Annotated in this window: 28 protein-coding genes; 1 reads left to right on the forward strand and 27 read right to left on the reverse strand. The window is 70.5% G+C overall.

Annotated features, from left to right (window positions below; genetic code table 11):
• Positions 1 to 7 precede the first annotated feature (7 nt).
• On the forward strand, positions 8 to 703 hold the full coding sequence (locus C1N71_RS11860; RefSeq protein WP_137756597.1) for a DUF6882 domain-containing protein: 696 nt from the start codon (positions 8 to 10) through the stop codon (positions 701 to 703).
• Positions 704 to 710: 7 nt separating this feature from the next.
• Here the strand turns inward: C1N71_RS11860 and truA are convergent, their stop codons facing one another.
• The 27 genes from truA to rpsC all read right to left on the reverse strand — a co-directional run bounded on the left by truA (position 711) and on the right by rpsC (position 18,076).
• A complete protein-coding gene (truA, locus tag C1N71_RS11865) occupies positions 711 to 1,520 on the reverse strand; it encodes a tRNA pseudouridine(38-40) synthase TruA (RefSeq protein ID WP_137756598.1) in 810 nt (269 codons plus the stop codon).
• 92 nt (positions 1,521 to 1,612) lie between these two features.
• Positions 1,613 to 2,200 carry a 50S ribosomal protein L17 gene (gene rplQ, locus C1N71_RS11870; protein WP_137756599.1) on the reverse strand — a complete coding sequence of 196 codons (588 nt, stop codon included), beginning with the start codon at positions 2,198 to 2,200 and terminating at the stop codon, positions 1,613 to 1,615.
• A gap of 30 nt (positions 2,201 to 2,230) precedes the next feature.
• Positions 2,231 to 3,220 carry a DNA-directed RNA polymerase subunit alpha gene (locus C1N71_RS11875; RefSeq protein ID WP_137756600.1) on the reverse strand — a complete coding sequence of 330 codons (990 nt, stop codon included), beginning with the start codon at positions 3,218 to 3,220 and terminating at the stop codon, positions 2,231 to 2,233.
• A gap of 104 nt (positions 3,221 to 3,324) precedes the next feature.
• Entirely contained in the window at positions 3,325 to 3,723 is a 399-nt protein-coding gene (rpsK, locus tag C1N71_RS11880; RefSeq protein ID WP_137756601.1) for a 30S ribosomal protein S11, read from the reverse strand.
• 22 nt (positions 3,724 to 3,745) lie between these two features.
• A complete protein-coding gene (gene rpsM, locus C1N71_RS11885) occupies positions 3,746 to 4,117 on the reverse strand; it encodes a 30S ribosomal protein S13 (RefSeq protein WP_137756602.1) in 372 nt (123 codons plus the stop codon).
• A gap of 264 nt (positions 4,118 to 4,381) precedes the next feature.
• Positions 4,382 to 4,495, reverse strand: coding sequence for a 50S ribosomal protein L36 (rpmJ, locus tag C1N71_RS11890; RefSeq protein WP_137756603.1), 114 nt, complete (start codon positions 4,493 to 4,495; stop codon positions 4,382 to 4,384).
• Between the two features lie 57 nt (positions 4,496 to 4,552).
• Positions 4,553 to 4,774, reverse strand: coding sequence for a translation initiation factor IF-1 (gene infA / locus C1N71_RS11895; protein ID WP_137756604.1), 222 nt, complete (start codon positions 4,772 to 4,774; stop codon positions 4,553 to 4,555).
• A 140-nt stretch (positions 4,775 to 4,914) separates the two neighbouring features.
• Positions 4,915 to 5,805 carry a DUF3419 domain-containing protein gene (locus C1N71_RS11900; protein WP_137756605.1) on the reverse strand — a complete coding sequence of 297 codons (891 nt, stop codon included), beginning with the start codon at positions 5,803 to 5,805 and terminating at the stop codon, positions 4,915 to 4,917.
• A gap of 97 nt (positions 5,806 to 5,902) precedes the next feature.
• Positions 5,903 to 7,024 carry a mannitol-1-phosphate 5-dehydrogenase gene (locus C1N71_RS11905; RefSeq protein ID WP_137756606.1) on the reverse strand — a complete coding sequence of 374 codons (1,122 nt, stop codon included), beginning with the start codon at positions 7,022 to 7,024 and terminating at the stop codon, positions 5,903 to 5,905.
• On the reverse strand, positions 7,024 to 9,048 hold the full coding sequence (locus tag C1N71_RS11910) for a PTS mannitol transporter subunit IICBA (RefSeq protein ID WP_137756607.1): 2,025 nt from the start codon (positions 9,046 to 9,048) through the stop codon (positions 7,024 to 7,026). Before C1N71_RS11910 ends, C1N71_RS11905 begins: the two co-directional genes overlap by 1 nt.
• 28 nt (positions 9,049 to 9,076) lie before the next feature.
• Positions 9,077 to 9,331: an HPr family phosphocarrier protein gene (locus tag C1N71_RS11915; protein WP_137756608.1), complete on the reverse strand. Its 255-nt coding sequence runs from the start codon at positions 9,329 to 9,331 to the stop codon at positions 9,077 to 9,079.
• A 125-nt stretch (positions 9,332 to 9,456) separates the two neighbouring features.
• Positions 9,457 to 10,281, reverse strand: a complete 825-nt coding sequence (gene map, locus C1N71_RS11920) for a type I methionyl aminopeptidase (RefSeq protein ID WP_137756609.1) — start codon at positions 10,279 to 10,281, stop codon at positions 9,457 to 9,459.
• Positions 10,282 to 10,291: 10 nt separating this feature from the next.
• On the reverse strand, positions 10,292 to 10,876 hold the full coding sequence (locus C1N71_RS11925) for an adenylate kinase (protein ID WP_137756610.1): 585 nt from the start codon (positions 10,874 to 10,876) through the stop codon (positions 10,292 to 10,294).
• The gene (secY, locus tag C1N71_RS11930; RefSeq protein ID WP_137756611.1) at positions 10,873 to 12,213 is read right to left on the reverse strand and encodes a preprotein translocase subunit SecY; all 1,341 of its coding nucleotides are present in this window, start codon (positions 12,211 to 12,213) and stop codon (positions 10,873 to 10,875) included. Before secY ends, C1N71_RS11925 begins: the two co-directional genes overlap by 4 nt.
• 66 nt (positions 12,214 to 12,279) lie before the next feature.
• The gene (gene rplO, locus C1N71_RS11935; protein WP_137756612.1) at positions 12,280 to 12,750 is read right to left on the reverse strand and encodes a 50S ribosomal protein L15; all 471 of its coding nucleotides are present in this window, start codon (positions 12,748 to 12,750) and stop codon (positions 12,280 to 12,282) included.
• Complete coding sequence (rpmD, locus tag C1N71_RS11940; protein WP_137756613.1) at positions 12,747 to 12,932, reverse strand: 50S ribosomal protein L30; 186 nt, start codon at positions 12,930 to 12,932, stop codon at positions 12,747 to 12,749. Before rpmD ends, rplO begins: the two co-directional genes overlap by 4 nt.
• Positions 12,929 to 13,603 (reverse strand): 30S ribosomal protein S5, encoded by a 675-nt coding sequence (gene rpsE / locus C1N71_RS11945; RefSeq protein ID WP_302630601.1) that lies wholly within the window; start codon positions 13,601 to 13,603, stop codon positions 12,929 to 12,931. The genes rpmD and rpsE overlap by 4 nt, the downstream gene beginning before the upstream one ends.
• Before the next feature lie 23 nt (positions 13,604 to 13,626).
• Positions 13,627 to 13,998 (reverse strand): 50S ribosomal protein L18, encoded by a 372-nt coding sequence (gene rplR / locus C1N71_RS11950; protein WP_137756615.1) that lies wholly within the window; start codon positions 13,996 to 13,998, stop codon positions 13,627 to 13,629.
• Entirely contained in the window at positions 13,998 to 14,534 is a 537-nt protein-coding gene (gene rplF / locus C1N71_RS11955) for a 50S ribosomal protein L6 (protein WP_137756616.1), read from the reverse strand. Before rplF ends, rplR begins: the two co-directional genes overlap by 1 nt.
• Positions 14,535 to 14,540: 6 nt before the next feature.
• Entirely contained in the window at positions 14,541 to 14,939 is a 399-nt protein-coding gene (rpsH, locus tag C1N71_RS11960) for a 30S ribosomal protein S8 (RefSeq protein WP_137756617.1), read from the reverse strand.
• A gap of 88 nt (positions 14,940 to 15,027) precedes the next feature.
• Positions 15,028 to 15,591: a 50S ribosomal protein L5 gene (rplE, locus tag C1N71_RS11965; protein ID WP_137756618.1), complete on the reverse strand. Its 564-nt coding sequence runs from the start codon at positions 15,589 to 15,591 to the stop codon at positions 15,028 to 15,030.
• Positions 15,584 to 15,955: a 50S ribosomal protein L24 gene (gene rplX / locus C1N71_RS11970; RefSeq protein WP_137756619.1), complete on the reverse strand. Its 372-nt coding sequence runs from the start codon at positions 15,953 to 15,955 to the stop codon at positions 15,584 to 15,586. Before rplX ends, rplE begins: the two co-directional genes overlap by 8 nt.
• On the reverse strand, positions 15,955 to 16,323 hold the full coding sequence (gene rplN / locus C1N71_RS11975; RefSeq protein WP_092503011.1) for a 50S ribosomal protein L14: 369 nt from the start codon (positions 16,321 to 16,323) through the stop codon (positions 15,955 to 15,957). The genes rplX and rplN overlap by 1 nt, the downstream gene beginning before the upstream one ends.
• A gap of 16 nt (positions 16,324 to 16,339) precedes the next feature.
• Positions 16,340 to 16,624 carry a 30S ribosomal protein S17 gene (gene rpsQ, locus C1N71_RS11980; protein ID WP_137756620.1) on the reverse strand — a complete coding sequence of 95 codons (285 nt, stop codon included), beginning with the start codon at positions 16,622 to 16,624 and terminating at the stop codon, positions 16,340 to 16,342.
• Positions 16,624 to 16,923, reverse strand: coding sequence for a 50S ribosomal protein L29 (rpmC, locus tag C1N71_RS11985; RefSeq protein ID WP_137756621.1), 300 nt, complete (start codon positions 16,921 to 16,923; stop codon positions 16,624 to 16,626). Before rpmC ends, rpsQ begins: the two co-directional genes overlap by 1 nt.
• Positions 16,923 to 17,342 (reverse strand): 50S ribosomal protein L16, encoded by a 420-nt coding sequence (gene rplP / locus C1N71_RS11990; RefSeq protein WP_092503017.1) that lies wholly within the window; start codon positions 17,340 to 17,342, stop codon positions 16,923 to 16,925. The genes rpmC and rplP overlap by 1 nt, the downstream gene beginning before the upstream one ends.
• 2 nt (positions 17,343 to 17,344) lie before the next feature.
• Positions 17,345 to 18,076: a 30S ribosomal protein S3 gene (rpsC, locus tag C1N71_RS11995; protein WP_137756622.1), complete on the reverse strand. Its 732-nt coding sequence runs from the start codon at positions 18,074 to 18,076 to the stop codon at positions 17,345 to 17,347.
• Positions 18,077 to 18,078 lie beyond the last annotated feature (2 nt).

The following is an 18,078-nucleotide window of genomic DNA, read 5'->3' on the forward strand; positions in this document are numbered from 1 at the left end:
TGCTGGCATGCAGCTCGACGCCCTCGTCCACGACGCCGCCATCCTGCAGGCGGAGGCCCAGGCGCACCTCCACGACCTGATCGGCTCCGGCACGCGCTTCGACGGATCGTGGAGCGTCGACCTCGGCCTCGGGCGCTTCTCGCAGTCGTCGACGACGAGCGACGAGACGTTCACGGCCCGTGCGGGCCTGCTCGGCTCTGCTGCGCCGGGACCGGGATCCTGGCTGTGGGCGTGGGCGAACCCGCAGCACGACGGACCCGTCGCCGAGGCGGCGCGGCTCGTCCGCGACCTCGGCGAGCGCCTGCAGGTCGCCGAGCTCACGAGCGCGGAGGTGCCGCTGGGCGAGCGGGCGCCGCGCGACGTCGCGTGGCGCATGGGTGCCGCTGCCATCCTCGCGCTGGGGCCGTGGCCGACGTACACGTTCGATGCGGGCGGCGGGACGGTCGGGGCGCTCGTGCTCACGAGCGAGGCGCTGCGGCTGCCCGCGCCGAGCACGCCGCGGCTGCTGCGCTGCATCGGCGAGGCCGCGCAGTCGCACGGCCTCGGACGCTCGAGCGTGCTGACGTGGGCCTCGCAGCGCGGCGTGACGGCCACCCCGACGCCGGACGGCCTGCTGCTGCGGCTCGCGGACGGCGACGTCGCCGTGCGCCTCGACGAGCGCGATCGCGTCGTCGGCATGACCGGCTCGTCGCGCCCGGCCTGAGCGCGGCTCAGCCCGCGGGCCGCTCCACGTCGGCGGCGGAGCGCCTGGCGCGAGCGCGCTCGGCCTGCGCCGCGAGCTCGTCGTCGGGCGGGTAGCCGACCTCGACGAGCGTGAGGCCCGCGGCGGGCATCATGCGGAAGGCGCTCGAGCGGCCGCGAGCGTCGAGCAGCGCCGCGGCCTGTGCGAGGCCGAGCCGTCCCTCCCCCACCGCGACGCACGCGCCGACGAGCGAGCGCACCATCGAGTGGCAGAAGGCGTCGGCCTGCACGCTCGCGACGAGCAGGTCGCCCTCGCGAGCCCACGAGAACGCCTGCAGCGAGCGGATGGTCGTCGCGCCCTCGCGCGGCTTGCAGAACGCCGCGAAGTCGTGCAGCCCCACGAGCACGTCGGCAGCGCGCTGCATCGCCGCGTCGTCGAGCGCGCGCGGGACGAACGCGCTCGTCCGTCGTACGAGCGGGTCGGCGACGCGCGTCTGGATGCGGTACTCGTATCGGCGGTGCACCGCCGAGAAGCGCGCGTCGAAGCCGGCGGGCGCGAGCGCCGCCGACCGCACCACGAGGTCGCCCTCGCGGACGAGCGACGTGAGCCGGTGCGCGAGCCGCGGGTCCGGCGGCCCGTCGAGGTCGACGTGCGCCACCTGTCCCGACGCGTGCACGCCCGCATCCGTCCGGCCGGCGACCGTGACGCGCACGGCCCGCCGCGTGACGGTGTGGAGCGCATCCTCGAGCACGCCCTGGCAGGTGCGCAGCCCCGGCTGCGCCGCCCAGCCGGCGAAGTCCGTGCCGTCGTACGCGAGGTCGAGGCGGACGCGGGGCATGGCTCCACGCTAGCCCGCGCGGCGTCCGTCCCCGCACGCGACGAGGGCGGGAGCGCATCGCGCTCCCGCCCTCGTGACGGATGGTCCGTGACCTACTTGGTCTCATCCTTCGACTCGGCCTCGGCCTCGTCGGTCGACGTCTCGGTCGCCTCCGACTCGGGCGCGGCAGCCGTGTCGGACTCGACGACCTCCTCGGTCGTCTCGGTCGGCTCCTCGGCGGCGGCCTCGTCGGACTCGGCGGCAGCGGCGGCCGCGGCCTCCTGGTCGGCGGCGGCCGTCGCGGCTGCGGCGGCGTTCTTCGACTTCGAGCCCTTCTTCTGCACGGGCTCGAGCACGAGCTCGATGCGTGCCATGGGTGCGTTGTCGCCCTTGCGGTAGCCGAGCTTCGTGATGCGCGTGTAGCCGCCCTCGCGCTCCGCGACGAGCGGGGCGATCTCGGCGAACAGCTCGTGCACGACGCCCTTGTCGCCGATCACGGCGAGGACGCGGCGACGCGCGTGCAGGTCGCCGCGCTTCGCGAACGTGACGAGGCGCTCGGCGACGGGACGCAGGCGCTTGGCCTTCGTCTCGGTCGTCGTGATCGCCTTGTGCGTGAACAGCGCAGCCGCGAGGTTCGCGAGCAGCAGGCGCTCGTGCGCCGGTCCGCCTCCGAGGCGGGGTCCCTTCGTGGGCCTGGGCATGGTGATGCTCCCTTGTCAGTCCAGGAGCCCTTAGAGGGCTTCCTCGTCGTCGTAGCCGTAGAAGTGGGCGCCGTCGAAGCCGGGCACCGCGTCCTTGAGCGAGAGGCCGAGCTCGGTGAGCTTGTCCTTGACCTCGTCGACGGACTTCTGGCCGAAGTTGCGGATGTTCATGAGCTGCGTCTCGCTCAGCGCCACGAGCTCGGACACCGTGTTGATGCCCTCGCGCTTGAGGCAGTTGTACGAGCGGACCGACAGGTCGAGCTCCTCGATCGGCGTGCCGAGCTCGCCCGAGAGCTGCTCGACGGCCGGCGCGGGGCCGATCTCGATGCCCTCGGCGGCGGCGTTGAGGTCGCGCGTGAGGCCGAAGAGCTCGACGAGCGTCCGGCCGGCCGACGCGACGGCGTCGCGCGGCGTGATCGCCGGCTTCGTCTCGACGTCGACGACGAGCGAGTCGAAGTCCGTGCGCTCACCGGCACGCGTCGCCTCGACGCGGTAGGTGACCTTGAGCACGGGCGAGTAGATCGAGTCGATCGGGATCGAGCCCGCCTCGGCGAACTCGTCGCGGTTCTGCGCAGCCGACACGTAGCCGCGGCCGCGCTCGATCGTGAGCTCGAGCTGGAACTTCGCCTTGTCGTTGAGCGTGGCGATGACGAGCTCGGGGTTGTGGATCTCGACGCCGGCGGGAGCCGTGATGTCGGCGGCGGTGACGCTGCCGGCACCCTGCTTCGACAGGTAGGCGACGATCGGCTCGTCGTGCTCGGACGAGACGACGAGTCCCTTGAGGTTGAGGATGATCTCGGTCACGTCCTCCTTCACGCCCTGGATGGTCGTGAACTCGTGGAGCACGCCGTCGATGCGGATGCCCGTGACGGCGGCACCGGGGATCGACGAGAGGAGCGTGCGGCGGAGGGAGTTGCCGAGGGTGTACCCGAATCCGGGCTCGAGCGGCTCGATGGTGAACCGCGAGCGGTGCTCCGAGATGACCTCTTCGGAGACGGTCGGGCGCTGGGCGATCAGCACGGTATGCGTTCCTGTTCTGCGAGTCCGCTATATGACTCGCGATGGTGGAGTGGCGACAGGGTGCGACGCGTGGAGGGCCGTCGGACCCTCCACGCGTCGATGGGTCAGTTGCGGCGGGGCTTCGGCGGACGGACGCCGTTGTGCGCCTGCGGCGTGACGTCGTGGATCGCGCCGATCTCGAGGCCGGTGGCCTGGAGCGAGCGGATCGCGGTCTCGCGCCCCGAGCCGGCACCCTTCACGAACACGTCGACCTTCTTCATGCCGTGGTCCTGCGCCTGGCGTGCGGCCGACTCGGCGGCGAGCTGCGCGGCGTAGGGCGTCGACTTGCGCGAGCCCTTCATGCCGATCGCGCCACCCGACGCCTGCGAGATGACGGCACCGGTGGTGTCGGTGATCGAGACGATCGTGTTGTTGAACGTCGACTTGATGTGCGCCTGACCGACGGCGACGTTCTTCTTGTCCTTGCGACGCGGCTTGCGGACCGCGGACTTGGGAGCTGCCATGTTCCTCTACCTCCCGAGGCCCTTAACGGGCCTTCTTCTTGCCGGCGACGGTGCGCTTCGGGCCCTTGCGGGTGCGAGCGTTCGTCTTCGTGCGCTGACCGCGGACGGGGAGGCCGCGACGGTGGCGGATGCCCTCGTACGAGCCGATCTCGACCTTGCGGCGGATGTCGGCGGCCACCTCGCGGCGGAGGTCGCCCTCCACCTTGTAGTTCTCGATGTGGTCGCGGAGCGCGCCGAGCTGCTCGTCGGTGAGGTCCTTGACGCGGATGCTCTGGTCGATGCCGGTGGCCTCGAGCGTCTGGATCGCTCGGGTGCGGCCGACGCCGTAGATGTAGGTGAGTGCGATCACCACGCGCTTGTCGCGCGGGATGTCCACGCCTGCGAGACGTGCCATCTGTGCTCCTTCTCGGAGTCATGGGGAGGTGTGGTGCAGCCGCGGGGCCAGGGCCTCTCCGTCCCTGGGTGTCCCCTCCTCGCGGAGGTTCTTGCGGTGCTCGTGTGTGGAGTTGTCACGGCCTCCTGGCCGGTTCGACCCACGATTCGACGTTGCCGTCGATGCGGGGTCAGGTCTCGTGACGCGTGCTCGCTTCGCTCGCGCGCTCCTCGACCTCGAGCGCTGCGCACGCAACGCGACGTCGTCGCATTGCGTGCTCCGCGCTCAACCCTGCCGCTGCTTGTGGCGGGGGTTGGCGCAGATGACCATGACGCGACCGTGCCGACGGATGACCTTGCACTTGTCGCAGATGGGCTTGACGCTGGGGTTGACCTTCATGATCTTCTCTTCTCGCTGGCCTCGTGCTCCGGGGTGGAGCCGTTCCTTCTCAGCGACCTACCGGTAGCGGTAGACGATGCGGCCACGGGTCAGGTCGTACGGGCTGAGCTCGACGATGACCCGGTCCTCCGGGAGGATGCGGATGTAGTTCTGCCGCATCTTCCCCGAGATGTGCGCGAGGACGACGTGCCCGTTCGTGAGCTCCACTCGGAACATCGCGTTGGGCAGTGCCTCGACCACCGAGCCTTCGATCTCGATGACGCCGTCCTTCTTAGCCATGACCTCGTCTAGGGTTGGGGATGGTTGCTGGTCGTGCGAGTGCGCGGACACGGTCGTGTCAGCGCACCAAGGGTCTACTCTACGCGCGCCGCGCCTGCGGCTGCAAGTCGGGCGCGTCGCGGCCTCCCCGCGACCGACGCTCAGCGCTGCACGTGGATGCCGCCCCACACGAGGCTGCGGTCCTCGTCGGCGAGCGCGCTCGCGCGCGCGTCGGTCGTCGCGGCGAAGGAGCGCACGATCACGGGTCCGCCCGGCACGACCGCGCGACGCGCGGCGCGTCCCAGGCGCTCCACGACGTCGGCGCGCGTGCCGTCGGCGACGTTCGAGAGCGTCACGGCGTCGTACGATGCCGGCGCGACGGACTCGAGATGCGTGAGCGCGTCCGCGAGCACGAACTCGATGGCGTCGGCGGGTGCGACGGGCGGTTGGTAGCCGGGCGGGTCCTCCCCCGCCAGCAGGCGCCACGCGAAGCGGTTGCCCGGCGACGGATGGATGCCGAGCCGCACGTCGAGCCGCGCACGCACGGTGTCGGTGAAGTGGGCGGGCAGCGCGGTCGAGAAGTCGCGCTGCACGGCGGCCGCGAGCATGCCCGCGGGCGCCATCGTCGCGTGCAGGACGTTGCGGAAGGTCCGGTTGTCGAAGCGCTGGCGCCACTGGTGCTGCACGCGCGCCGGCGACGCGTCGGCGAGGAGGCCGCGCACGCGACGCCGGCTCCACGCGGGGCTCGCGGCCCGGATGAGGCGGCGGCCCGCGTCGAGCATGCGCTCGACCGAGCCCGCCTCGAACGGGCCTCCCGACGAGCGGCGCCGCGCGTACTCGAGCTGCTCGCGGTTCGCCGTCACCGCGACGACCTCGTGCCCGGCCGCCGCGAGATGGGCGATGAGCTCGCCGGCGCCCGCGGCGGCGAGGACCCGGCTCGACGGGGGCAGCAGCGCGAGCTCGATCTGCTCGTCCTCGATGTCCCAGCCGTACAGCAGCCGATGCCTCGGCGTCGCGCTCGCGCGTCCCGCGCGGCCCCGTCGCTCGGCCATCAGCGCGCCCGACCGCGCGCGGGCGAGGGCTGCAGCGAGCGCGACGGCATGCCGCCATCGTAGGCGCGCAGCCTGGGAAGGGGACGGGCCGGGCGGGTCAGCGCGCCGCGACGACCTCGACGAGCGCGGGCTGCAGCGGATGCCCCTCCGCGATGCCGCAGACCTCGGCGACGAACGCCGCCGGCTCCAGGTCGCGCAGCAGTCGCTGCAGCTCGACCGCCTGCTCGTCGTCGGCGACGTCGAAGGCGAGGGCGGCGCCGACGGCGCGCACGAGCGCATGCGGATGCGCGCCCTGCTCCGCGAGCGCGGCGGCGGGACGGATGAAGCGCTCGTCGCGCGAGAGCTTGCGCAGCGGCTGCCTGCCGATGCGGACGCACGTGTCGGGCAGCGCGCGGTTCTCGAACCGCTGGATGGCGCGGGCGACGTACGCGGCGTGCTCGTCGGCGTCGAGCCCGAAGCGCTCCACGAGCAGCGCGCTCGTCTCGGCGAGCGCCGCCTCGACCTCGGCGCGCACCGCGGGCAGGGCGAGCGCGTCCGCGATCGTCTCCGCACCCGCGAGGAAGCCGTGGTAGGCCGTCGTCGCGTGCCCGGTGTTCACGGTGAACAGCTTGCGCTCGATCCACGGCGTGAGGTCGTCGACCATGTGCGCGCCGTCGATCGCGGGCACGTCGCCTGCGAAGGGCGTGCGGTCGATCGACCACTCGGAGAAGTCCTCGACGACGACGTCGACCCCGGAGGCGTCCTGCGCCGGGATGATGCGGTCGACCGCCGTGTTGGCGAACACGGCGCGCGACGCGAGCTCCTCGGCGCCCTCGAGCACGTGGCCCGCGAGGGTGTCGCTCGCGCCGATGGCGTTCTCGCACGCCATGACCGCGAGCGGCGCCGCGCCATCCGGGCGAGCGGCGAGGCCGGCCCGGATGACGGGTGCGATGAAGCGCAGCACCGTCGGGCCGACGGCGCAGGTCACGACGTCCGCCTCGGCGATCGCGCGCACGGCGGCCGCCTCGTCGGCACGGGAGTCGATCGCGTCGAAGCCCGTGACGACGTGGCGCCGCGCATCAGGGCCCACCTCGGTGACGGCGTACGAGTCCACGGCCTGCAGCATCCCGATGAGCTCGGCGTTCACGTCGACGAAGGTCACGTGGTAGCCGGCCTCATGCAGCAGCAGGCCGATGAATCCCCGTCCGATGTTGCCGGCACCGAAGTGGACCGCCCGCATCAGTCGTTCACCGCGGCCAGGATGTCCAGCATCGCCTGCTCGTCGGGCGCGTCGAGCAGCCGCTGCACCTGCGCCTCGTCGCTGAAGACCGTGGCGATCTTCGCGAGGATCTCGAGGTGTCCGCCGTCCTTGCCGGCGATGCCGACGACGAAGCGAACGTCGTTGCCGTCCCACGAGATGGCCTGCGGGTAGCGGGCGACCGAGATCGCCGAGGCGAGCACCTCGCCCTTGGCCTCGTTCGTGCCGTGCGGGATCGCGAGCAGGTTGCCCATGTACGTCGACACCGTCGCCTCGCGCTCGCGCATCGCGTCGGCGTACGCCGGCGTGACGGCGCCCGCGGCGACGAGCACGTCGGCGGCCTCCTGGATGGCGGCCTCCTTCGTCGTCGCCGTCGGCGAGACGGTGATGCGCTCGAGCGTCAGCACGTCGTCGGCGGGCGTCGAGGGCGCCGTGGACGGTGCGGCCGCAGCGGCCGGCGCGGCCTCCTCGGCGGGCGCCGCCTCGCGGCTGCGCGCGACGAGCTCCACGACCTCGTCGTACCGCGGACTGCTCATGAAGTTGTCGACCGAGATGTGGATCGCATCGGGCGTCCGCTGCTGCGCGCGCGGCGTGAGCTCCTGCTGCGTCACGATCACGTCGGGCGTCGCGTCGAGGTTCGCGATCGCGACGTTCGACACGCTCACGTCGCCGAAGCCCGCCTGCTTGATCTTGCTCCGCAGCACCGAGGCGCCCATGGCGCTCGAGCCCATGCCCGCGTCGCAGGCGAACACGATCTTCGAGATCGGCCCGGCGAGCGTCGCGGTCGCGGTGCCGCCGGCTGCGGCGGTGCGCAGCCCGGCGAGCGCCTCGGAGGACCGACCCTTGTTCGCCTCGGTGCGCGCCACCGCCGCGCCGAAGTCGTCGGCACCGGCTGCCTCGCGCTCGAGGTCGCGCTTGCGCGACGCACGCAGGATGACCGATGCGACGAGGAACGTGACGGTCGCCGAGATGAGCACGGACGCGAGCACGCCCACGAGGTTCAGGGCCGAGACGGAGATCGCCGCGCCGAAGACCGCGATGATCGACCCCGGAGCCGCGGGGAAGCCGAGGCCCGTGCCGAGGATGGCGTTCGTCGCGACGCCCGAGGCGCCGCCCGCGATCATCGCCACGAGCAGGACGGGCTTCGCGAGGACGTACGGGAAGTACACCTCGTGGATGCCGCCGAAGAAGTGGATGATCGCCGCGCCCGGCGCCGTGGCCTTCGAGACGCCCACGCCGAAGAAGGTGAAGGCGAGCAGCACGCCGAGGCCGGGACCGGGGTTCGCCTCGAGCAGGAAGAAGATCGAGCTGCCGGTCTCCGACGCCTGCTGCACGCCCAGCGGGGTCAGCACGCCGTGGTTCAGCGCGTTGTTGAGGAAGAAGACCTTCGCGGGCTCGATGATGATGCTCGCGAGCGGCAGCAGGCCGGAGTCGACGAGGAAGCCGACCGCGCCGCCGAGCACGCGCATGATGAACGTGACGACCTGGGCGATGACGAAGAAGCCGAACAGCGCCATCAGGAACGCGACGATGCCCGCCGAGAACATGTTGACGAGCATCTCGAAGCCCGCGCGGACCTTGCCATCCCACAGCCGGTCGAGCATCTTCATGACCCAGGCCGACAGCGGGCCGAGGATCATCGCGCCGATGAACATGTGCGGCGAGCTCGGGCCGTCGGGCACGAGGGATGCGATGTAGTCGGCGCCGCCGATCGCGCCCGCCGTCGCGACCGTGGCGACGATGCCGCCGCGCTGGTCGTAGACCATCCGGCCGCCCGTGTTCGCGATGATGAGCGGCAGCAGGTAGTGGATGACCGGGCCGACGACGAAGTCGGTGATGCCCTGGTTCGGGAACGGCCCGGCCGGGATGAACAGGGCCGTGAGGATGCCCCACGCGATGAGCGCGGGGATGTTGGGCATGATCATGCCCGACAGGAAGGTGCCGAAGCGCTGGACGGCGACTCGCGCGCCGCCCCTCTGCTCGACTGCTGGTGCGGTGGCGGTCATCGTCGACCTCTCTGGTGCGTGTGCTGGATCAGGCGTCGTGGTCGGTGCTGAGCAGCTGCTCGAGCTCGTCGAGCGTCGCCTCGTCGTCGCTCGCGATCACGACGGTGTCGCCCTTGGCGACGCCGAGCGAGATGACCGACAGGATCGACGCCGCGTTGACCTGCTTGTCGCCCTTCGCGATCGTGACCGGGGACGACGCCTTCGCCGCCGCCTGCGTGAACAGCGATGCGGGGCGGGCGTGCAGGCCCTGGGAGGATGCGACGGTGACGGTGCGCTCGGCCATTGGGTGCTCCTGATCGGACGAAGAATCTCGCAGACGAACCTAGCACCTGCAGGCTCGCCGCCGGCGCGCGGCGGAACCGGTTCCGCCCGCGTCCCGCGCGGGTCGTCGCAGGCGGTCGCGAGCGGTCAGCGGTCGCGGATGGGACGCGGCTCGATGCCGAAGGGAGCGAGGTCCGCGGCGCCGCCGTCCTCGGCCGTGAGCACCCAGATGCCGTCGGCGTGCACCGCGACCGAGTGCTCCCACTGGCAGGCCTGGCTGCCGTCGACCGTCACGACCGACCAGCCGTCGTCGAGGATGCGGGTCGCCTGGTCGCCGGCGATGACGATGGGCTCGATCGCGACGCAGAGGCCGGGCTTCACCGCGGGGCCGACGACGCGCGTGCGGTAGTTGAAGACCGGCGGCTCCTCGTGCATCGAGCGCCCGATGCCGTGGCCGATCCAGTCGTCGCTGATCGCGTAGTCGCCCGCCGCCTCGACCGCGTCCTCGACCGCTGCGCCGACCTCGCCGAGCATGCGTGCGGATGCGAGCGCCGCGATGCCGGCCCACAGCCCGTCGTGCGTCGCCTGCGACAGCCGCTCGCGGACGTCGACGAGCTCCCCCGATCCGCCGGGCACGACGAGGGAGAAGGCCGCATCGCCGTTCCAGCCGTCGACCATCGCGCCGCAGTCGATCGTCACGAGGTCGCCGGCCTCGATGGGCCGCTCGTCGGGGATGCCGTGCACGACGACGTCGTTGACGTTCGCGCAGATCGTGTGGCGGTAGCCGGGCTCGAGCTGGAAGTTCGGGATGCCGCCGCCCGAGCGCACGACGTCCTCCGCGATCGCGTCGAGCTCGAGGGTCGTCACGCCCGGACGGATGGCCGCGCGCACCGCCTCGAGCGCACGACCGGTGAGCAGCCCGGGCGCGCGCATCGCGGCGAGCTGCGACCGGGACTTGTAGATCCGGCGCATCCGGGCCCGCTCAGCGCGCGGCGACGCCGCGCGTGCTCAGCGCGTCGAGGATGCGGCCCGTGACCTCGTCGATCTCGCCGAGGCCGTCGATCTCGACGACGATGCCGCGCGCCGCGTACAGCGCGAGGATCGGCTCGGTCTCGCGCTCGTACACCTCGAGCCGGTGGCGCATCGCCTCGTCCGTGTCGTCGCTGCGACCCTGCTCCGCGGCGCGCAGCTGCAGACGACGGATGACCTCGTCGTGGTCGGCGACGAGCCGCACCACGGCGTCGATGCCCCGACCGCGACGCTCGTTGAGCTCGTCGAGGAACGCGACCTGCCCCTCGGTGCGCGGGTACCCGTCGAGCAGGTAGCCCTCCTGCGCGTCCGCCTGGCCGAGCCGGTCCTCCACGAGGTCGTTCGTCAGCGAGTCCGGCACGTAGTCGCCCGCGTCGAGGATCGCGGTGACCTGCGCGCCGAGCGGCGTGCGCTCCTTGATGTTCCAGCGGAAGATGTCGCCCGTCGAGATCGTCGGGATGCCGAAGCGCTCGGCGATGCGGGACGCCTGCGTCCCCTTGCCTGCCCCGGGAGGGCCGACGATGAGCAGCTGGGTCACGTGCGGATCAGTCCCTCGTAGTGGCGCTGCTGCAGCTGCGCGTCGATCTGGCGGACCGTCTCGAGGCCGACGCCGACGATGATGAGGATCGATGCGCCACCGAACGGGAAGTTCTGGTTGGCACCGACCGTCGCGAGCGCGATGAGCGGGATGAGCGCCACGATGCCGAGGTAGATCGAGCCGGGGAACGTCACGCGCGTCAGCACGTAGTCGAGGTACTCGGCCGTCGGACGGCCCGCGCGGATGCCGGGGATGAAGCCGCCGTACTTGCGCATGTTCTCGGCGACGTCGTCCGGGTTGAACGTGATCGCGACGTAGAAGTAGGTGAAGCCGATGATGAGCAGGAAGTACAGCACCATGTACAGCGGGTGGTCGCCCGTCGTCAGGTTGTCGTTGATCCACTGCACCCACTCGGCCGGCTGCTCGCCGGCGCGCGGCGAGTTGAACGACGCGATGAGCGCGGGGAAGTACAGCAGCGACGACGCGAAGATGACGGGCACGACGCCGGCCATGTTCACCTTGATCGGGATGTACGTCGACTTGCCGCCGTACATGCGCCTGCCCACCATGCGCTTCGCGTACTGCACGGGGATGCGGCGCTGCGACTGCTCGACGAACACGACCGCGCCCATGATGACGACGCCGATCGCGAGGACGGCCACGAGCATCTCGATGCCGTTCGTCTCGCCGATGAGGAAGAGGGCCGAGGGGAAGGTCGCGGCGATCGACGTGAAGATGAGCAGCGACATGCCGTTGCCGATGCCGCGCTCGGTGATGAGCTCGCCCATCCACATGATGACGCCCGTGCCCGCCGTCATCGCGACGACCATGAGGACGATGGCCCACCAGGCCTCGTTCGTCAGCAGGTCGGCGCAGGGGCTGCCCGCGGGCACGGCGCCGCCGGCCGAGAACAGCTGGCCGGAGCGGACGACCGCGATGAGCGTCGTCGACTGCAGGACGCCGAGACCGATCGTCAGGTAGCGCGTGTACTGCGTGAGCTTCGACTGCCCCGTCTGGCCCTCCTTGTAGAGCGCCTCGAAGCGGGGGATCACCACGCGCAGCAGCTGCACGATGATCGATGCCGTGATGTAGGGCATGATGCCGAGCGCGAAGACGCTCAGCTGGAGCAGCGCGCCACCCGAGAAGAGGTTGACGAGCTGGTAGAGGCCCGCCGTGTCCGTCACGTTGGAGGCGAGGCACGCCTGCACGTTGCCGTAGTCGACGAACGGGGCCGGGATGAACGAGCCCAGACGGAACGCCGCCACGATGGCGAGGGTGAAGAGGATCTTCCGTCGCAGGTCGCGAGTCTTGAAGATCCTGCCGATTGCCTTGAACACGTGAGCCTTCCGGTGGACGCAGAAGAAGGATGGGGTGGCCACGCGGGCCACCCCATCCATGCTTGCTTACTGGATGGAGCCGCCGGCGGCGACGATCTTCTGCTCCGCAGCAGCCGACACCTTGTCGACCGTCACGTTCAGCGTAGCCGTCAGCTCGCCGTCGCCGAGCACCTTCACGAGCTCGTTCTTGCGCACGGCGCCCTTCTCCACGAGCGCTGCGACGGTCACGTCGCCACCCTCGGGGAAGAGCTGCTGGAGCTGGCCGACGTTGACGACCTGGTACTCCGTGCGGAACGGGTTCTTGAAGCCGCGCAGCTTGGGGGCGCGCATCACCGAGTTGAGCTGGCCGCCCTCGAAGCCGAGGCGCACGGTGTTGCGCGCCTTCGTGCCCTTGGTGCCGCGACCGGCCGTCTTGCCCTTCGAGCCCTCACCGCGGCCCACGCGCTGACGGTCCTTCTTGGCACCGGGCGCGGGACGAAGGTGGTGGACCTTCAGGGCGGGCAGCTGCTCGCCGCCGTCCTTGTTCTTCTCGCTCATTCGTCGACCTCCTCGACGCGCACGAGGTGACGAACCACGTTCACGTAGCCGCGCGTCTGCGCGTCGTCCTCGCGCACGACCGTGTGGCCGATGCGCTTGAGGCCGAGCGACCGCAGCGTCTCGCGCTGGTTCGGCTTCTCGCTGATCTTGGACTTGATCTGGGTCACCTTGAGCTTGCTCATGCCGACACCTCCGCGATCTCGGCAGCGTGCTGCTTCGCCTCGACCTCGGCGCGACGCAGTCGTGCGGGCACGACGTGGTCGACGTCCAGGCCGCGACGGGCGGCGACGGCACGGGGCTCCTCGAGCTGACGGAGCGCCTCGACGGTCGCGTGCACGATGTTGATCGTGTTCGACGAGCCGAGCGACTTCGACAGGACGTCGTGGATGCCCGCGCACTCGAGCACGGCGCGGACGGGGCCGCCCGCGATGACGCCGGTACCGGCGGCGGCCGGACGGAGCAGGACCACGCCCGCCGCCGCCTCGCCCTGCACGGGGTGCGGGATCGTCGCCGCGACGCGAGGCACGCGGAAGAAGTTCTTCTTCGCCTCCTCGACGCCCTTCGAGATCGCCGTGGGGACCTCGCGCGCCTTGCCGTAGCCGACGCCGACCATGCCGTTGCCGTCGCCGACGACCACGAGGGCGGTGAAGCTGAAGCGACGACCACCCTTCACGACCTTCGACACGCGGTTGATGGTGACGACGCGCTCCAGGAACTGGCTGTCGTTGCCGCGATCGCGCTGACCGCGCTCGCCGCGCGTGCCGCGGTCGCGGCTGCCGCGACGCTGCTCACGGGGCTCGCTGCGGGTGTCGGTGCCCTGCACCGTCTCCGCGGTGGCGGTGGTGTCGCTCACCTGCGTCTCCTTCGTCTCTTCGCTCACAGCTCCAGACCTGCCTCTCGTGCACCGTCCGCCACTGCTGCGACGCGACCGGCGTAGCGGTTGCCGCCGCGGTCGAACACGACCTTCTCGACGCCCGCAGCCTTGGCGCGCTCGCCGACGAGCTCGCCGACCTTCTTCGCCTTCTCCGACTTGTCCGCCGTCAGGCCGCGGAGGTCGGCCTCCATGGTCGACGCCGAGGCCAGCGTGTGGCCCTGGGTGTCGTCGACGACCTGCACGAACAGGTGCCGTGCCGATCGGGTGACGACGAGGCGCGGCGTGGTGGCCGAGCCGACGATCTTCTTGCGCAGCCGTGCGTGACGGCGGCCGCGAGCAGCGGACTTGCTGCTGCCTCGGGTTCCGAGACCCATCACTTGCCTGCCTTTCCAGCCTTGCGGCGGATCTGCTCGCCCGCGTAGCGGACGCCCTTGCCCTTGTACGGCTCGGGCTTGCGGAGCTTGCGGAGGTTGGCGGCCACCTCGCCGACGGCCTGCTTCGAGATGCCGCTGACGGTGACCTTGTTGTTGCCCTCGACCGTGAACGTGATGCCCGCGGGGGGCTCGACGGCGATCGGGTGCGAGTAGCCGAGCGCGAACTCGACGCCCGAGCCCTTGGACGCGACGCGGTAGCCCGTGCCGACGACCTCGAGGGACTTCGAGTAGCCGGCGGTGACGCCGACGATGTCGTTCGCGATGAGCGTGCGGGTCAGGCCGTGGAGCGAACGCGACTCGCGCTCGTCGTCGGGGCGCGTGACCTGCACCTGACCGTCGGCGACCTCGACCTGGATGGGCTTGGCCACCTCCAGGCTCAGCTCGCCCTTCGGGCCCTTGACGGTCACCGAGGCGCCGTCGACCGTGACCTCGACGCCCGCGGGGATGTCGATGGGGAGTCGTCCGATTCGAGACATGTCAGATCACCACACGTAGGCGAGGACTTCCCCACCCACGCCCTTCTGCTGGGCCTCACGGTCCGTGAGCAGGCCCGAGCTCGTCGAGAGGATCGCGACGCCGAGGCCGCCGAGCACCTGGGGGATCTCGGTCGACTTCGCGTACACGCGGAGGCCGGGCTTCGAGACCCGCTTGATGCCGGCGATCGAGCGCTGGCGGTCCGGGCCGTACTTCAGGCCGATGGTGAGGGTCTTGCCCACGCGGGCGTCCTCCACCTTCCAGTCCTGGATGAAGCCCTCGCGCTGCAGGATCTCGGCGATGTGCGTCTTGAGGTTCGACGACGGCAGCGAGACCTCGTCGTGGAACGCCGTGTTGGCGTTCCTCAGCCTCGTCAGCATGTCGGCGACCGGGTCGGTCATCGTCATGGGATGTCTCCTCTGTTGCTCCGGTTTCGCCGCCCGTTCCACGGACGACGACCTTGATGCGTGCTCGGCGCCGGATGGCGCCGAGGTCCTACTCCGACTTGAAGGGGAAGCCGAGCGCCTTGAGCAGCGCGCGACCCTCGTCGTCGTTCTTGGCCGTGGTCACGACGGTGATGTCGAAGCCGCGGACCCGGTCGATGCGGTCCTGGTCGATCTCGTGGAACACCGACTGCTCCTGGAGGCCGAACGTGTAGTTGCCGTTGCCGTCGAACTGCTTGGGGCTCAGGCCGCGGAAGTCGCGGATGCGGGGCAGCGCGAGCGTCAGCAGACGGTCGAGGAACTCCCACATGCGGTCGCCGCGCAGCGTCACGTGGGCGCCGATCGGCATGCCCTCGCGCAGCTTGAACTGCGCGATCGACTTGCGTGCCTTCGTGACCATGGGCTTCTGGCCGGTGATGGCCGTCAGGTCCTTGATCGCGCCGTCGATGACCTTCGAGTCACGAGCCGCGTCGCCGACGCCCGTGTTCACGACGATCTTCACCAGGCCGGGGACCTGCATGACGTTCGCGTACTCGAACTGCGAGCGCAGCTGGTCCACGATCTCCGCGCGGTACTGCGCCTTGAGGCGCGGCAGGCGCACTGCCGTGTCAGTCATTGCTCTTGATCTCCTTGCCCGAGCGCGTGCTCACACGCACCTTCGTCGTCACCTGGACGCCGTCCTTCTCGACCTTGGTGATCGAGGAGCGGACGCGCGTCGGCTTCTTGCTCTCCGGGTCGATGAGCGCGACGTTCGACACGTGGATCGGGGCCTCGTGGGTCTCGATGCCACCCGTCTTCGTGCCGCGCTGCGTCTGCCCGACCTTCACGTGCTTCGTCACGAGGTTCACGCCCTCGACGATCACGCGGTCCTGGTCCTTGAGGACCTCGAGGACGCGGCCGGTCTTGCCACGGTCGCCGCCGCGGGACTCACGAGCCCCGGCGATGACCTGGACGGTGTCGCCCTTCTTGATGGTCGCCATCACAGCACCTCCGGCGCGAGCGAGACGATCTTCATGAATCGCTTGTCGCGCAGCTCACGGCCGACCGGTCCGAAGATGCGGGTGCCACGGGGGTCACCGTCGTTCTTCAGGATCACGGCGGCGTTCTCGTCGAACTTGATGTAGGAGCCGTCGGGACGACGGGTCTCCTTCACCGTGCGGACGATGACGGCCTTGACCACATCGCCCTTCTTCACGTTGCCGCCCGGGATGGCGTCCTTGACCGTGGCGACGATGGTGTCGCCCAGGCCCGCGTAGCGACGGCCGGAGCCGCCGAGCACGCGGATGGTCAGGAGCTCCTTGGCCCCGGTGTTGTCGGCGACCTTGACGCGGGATTCCTGCTGCAGCATCTCTGTCTCCCCTGGCCTACTTGGCCTTCTCGAGGATCTCCACCAGACGCCAGCGCTTGGTGGCGCTCGTCGGGCGGGTCTCCGCGATCAGGACGCGGTCGCCGATGCCGGCGCTGTTCTGCTCGTCGTGGGCCTTGACCTTCGACGACGTGCGGATGACCTTGCCGTAGAGGGGGTGCTTCACGCGATCCTCGACCTCGACGACGATGGTCTTCTCCATCTTGTCGCTCACGACGTAGCCCTGGCGCGACTTGCGGTAGCCGCGCTGGACCGTGTCGGCTGCCTGTGCCTGCTCGGCCATCAGCTCTCCTCGACCTTCTCGGCCTCGGCGGCCTTCTTGGACTTCTTCTTGTCCGCGGCCTTCTCCACCGGCGCCGGCGAGGCGCTGATCCCGAGCTCGCGCTCGCGGATGACGGTGTAGAGGCGCGCGATGTCGCGCTTCACGGCGCGCACGCGGCCGTGGCTCTCGAGCTGGCCGGTCGCCGCCTGGAAGCGCAGGTTGAACAGCTCCTCCTTGGCGCGCTTCAGCTCGGCGACGAGACGCTCGTCGTCGAACGTGGCGAGCTCGACGGGCATGAGCTCCTTCGTTCCGATCGCCATTATGCGTCAGCCTCCTCGCGGGTGATGATGCGTGCCTTGAGCGGCAGCTTGTGGATCGCGCGGGTCATGGCCTCGCGAGCCAGCTCCTCGTTGACGCCGGCGACCTCGAAGAGGACGCGACCCGGCTTCACGTTCGCGACCCACCACTCGGGCGAGCCCTTGCCGGAGCCCATTCGGGTCTCGGCGGGCTTCTTGGTGAGCGGACGGTCGGGGTAGATGTTGATCCACACCTTGCCGCCACGCTTGATGTGACGCGTCATGGCGATGCGAGCGGACTCGATCTGACGGTTGGTCACGTACGCGGGCGTGAGGGCCTGGATGCCGAACTCGCCGAAGTTGACCTTCGTGCCGCCGGTGGCCTGGCCCGAGCGCTTCGGGTGGTGCTGCTTGCGGTGCTTGACGCGACGGGGGATCAGCATGATCAGCCCTCCGATCCGGCGTTCGAGTCGCGGCGGGGGCCACGACGCTCGGGACGCGACGACTTCTGGTTCGCCTGCTCGCGGGCGAGCTCGCGGTTGGTGATGTCGCCCTTGTAGATCCACACCTTCACGCCGATGCGACCGAACGTCGTCCGGGCCTCGTAGAAGCCGTAGTCGATGTTGGCGCGCAGCGTGTGCAGGGGCACGCGGCCCTCGCGGTAGAACTCCGAGCGGCTCATCTCGGCGCCGCCGAGACGGCCCGACACCTGGATGCGGACACCCTTGGCGCCGGCGCGCTGGGCGCCCTGGAGGCCCTTGCGCATCGCACGACGGAACGCGACGCGAGCGCTGAGCTGCTCCGCGATGCCCTGGGCGACGAGCTGCGCCTCGGCCTCGGGGTTCTTCACCTCGAGGATGTTCAGCTGGATCTGCTTCGACGTGAGCTTCTCGAGCTCGGCGCGGATGCGCTCGGCCTCCGCACCGCGGCGACCGATGACGATGCCGGGGCGAGCCGTGTGGATGTCCACGCGGACGCGGTCGCGGGTGCGCTCGATCTCGATGCGCGCGACGCCGGCCCGGTCGAGGCTCTTCTTGAGCATCTCGCGGATCTTGACGTCCTCCGCCACGTAGTCGGCGTAGCGCTGACCGGGCTTCGACGAGTCGGCGAACCAGCGCGACACGTGGTCGGTGGTGATGCCGAGGCGGAACCCGTACGGGTTGACCTTCTGTCCCATTG

Origin of the sequence: Agrococcus sp. SGAir0287 (assembly GCF_005484985.1) — a bacterium.
GTDB lineage: Bacteria > Actinomycetota > Actinomycetes > Actinomycetales > Microbacteriaceae > Agrococcus.

What these genes read in the sequence shown, in the direction of transcription:
- rpmJ (WP_137756603.1), bottom strand. Translation starts at nt 4,495, where the DNA reads ATGAAGGTCAACCCCAGCGTCAAGCCCATCTGCGACAAGTGCAAGGTC.
- rpsQ (WP_137756620.1), bottom strand. Translation starts at nt 16,624, where the DNA reads ATGGCCGAGCAGGCACAGGCAGCCGACACGGTCCAGCGCGGCTACCGC.
- rplX (WP_137756619.1), bottom strand. Translation starts at nt 15,955, where the DNA reads ATGGCGACCATCAAGAAGGGCGACACCGTCCAGGTCATCGCCGGGGCT.
- rplO (WP_137756612.1), bottom strand. Translation starts at nt 12,750, where the DNA reads ATGAGCGAGAAGAACAAGGACGGCGGCGAGCAGCTGCCCGCCCTGAAG.
- rplQ (WP_137756599.1), bottom strand. Translation starts at nt 2,200, where the DNA reads ATGCCCAGGCCCACGAAGGGACCCCGCCTCGGAGGCGGACCGGCGCAC.
- C1N71_RS11915 (WP_137756608.1), bottom strand. Translation starts at nt 9,331, where the DNA reads ATGGCCGAGCGCACCGTCACCGTCGCATCCTCCCAGGGCCTGCACGCC.
- infA (WP_137756604.1), bottom strand. Translation starts at nt 4,774, where the DNA reads ATGGCTAAGAAGGACGGCGTCATCGAGATCGAAGGCTCGGTGGTCGAG.
- rplP (WP_092503017.1), bottom strand. Translation starts at nt 17,342, where the DNA reads ATGCTGATCCCCCGTCGCGTCAAGCACCGCAAGCAGCACCACCCGAAG.
- C1N71_RS11860 (WP_137756597.1), top strand. Translation starts at nt 8, where the DNA reads ATGCAGCTCGACGCCCTCGTCCACGACGCCGCCATCCTGCAGGCGGAG.
- rpsC (WP_137756622.1), bottom strand. Translation starts at nt 18,076, where the DNA reads ATGGGACAGAAGGTCAACCCGTACGGGTTCCGCCTCGGCATCACCACC.
- rpsM (WP_137756602.1), bottom strand. Translation starts at nt 4,117, where the DNA reads ATGGCACGTCTCGCAGGCGTGGACATCCCGCGCGACAAGCGCGTGGTG.
- rpmD (WP_137756613.1), bottom strand. Translation starts at nt 12,932, where the DNA reads ATGAGCAAGCTCAAGGTGACCCAGATCAAGTCCAAGATCAGCGAGAAG.
- truA (WP_137756598.1), bottom strand. Translation starts at nt 1,520, where the DNA reads ATGCCCCGCGTCCGCCTCGACCTCGCGTACGACGGCACGGACTTCGCC.
- C1N71_RS11910 (WP_137756607.1), bottom strand. Translation starts at nt 9,048, where the DNA reads ATGACCGCCACCGCACCAGCAGTCGAGCAGAGGGGCGGCGCGCGAGTC.
- C1N71_RS11900 (WP_137756605.1), bottom strand. Translation starts at nt 5,805, where the DNA reads ATGGCCGAGCGACGGGGCCGCGCGGGACGCGCGAGCGCGACGCCGAGG.
- rplN (WP_092503011.1), bottom strand. Translation starts at nt 16,323, where the DNA reads ATGCTGCAGCAGGAATCCCGCGTCAAGGTCGCCGACAACACCGGGGCC.
- map (WP_137756609.1), bottom strand. Translation starts at nt 10,281, where the DNA reads ATGCGCCGGATCTACAAGTCCCGGTCGCAGCTCGCCGCGATGCGCGCG.
- rplF (WP_137756616.1), bottom strand. Translation starts at nt 14,534, where the DNA reads ATGTCTCGAATCGGACGACTCCCCATCGACATCCCCGCGGGCGTCGAG.
- rplR (WP_137756615.1), bottom strand. Translation starts at nt 13,998, where the DNA reads ATGGGTCTCGGAACCCGAGGCAGCAGCAAGTCCGCTGCTCGCGGCCGC.
- rplE (WP_137756618.1), bottom strand. Translation starts at nt 15,591, where the DNA reads ATGACTGACACGGCAGTGCGCCTGCCGCGCCTCAAGGCGCAGTACCGC.
- rpsK (WP_137756601.1), bottom strand. Translation starts at nt 3,723, where the DNA reads ATGGCAGCTCCCAAGTCCGCGGTCCGCAAGCCGCGTCGCAAGGACAAG.
- rpsH (WP_137756617.1), bottom strand. Translation starts at nt 14,939, where the DNA reads ATGACGATGACCGACCCGGTCGCCGACATGCTGACGAGGCTGAGGAAC.
- C1N71_RS11905 (WP_137756606.1), bottom strand. Translation starts at nt 7,024, where the DNA reads ATGCGGGCGGTCCACTTCGGTGCCGGCAACATCGGACGGGGATTCATC.
- rpmC (WP_137756621.1), bottom strand. Translation starts at nt 16,923, where the DNA reads ATGGCGATCGGAACGAAGGAGCTCATGCCCGTCGAGCTCGCCACGTTC.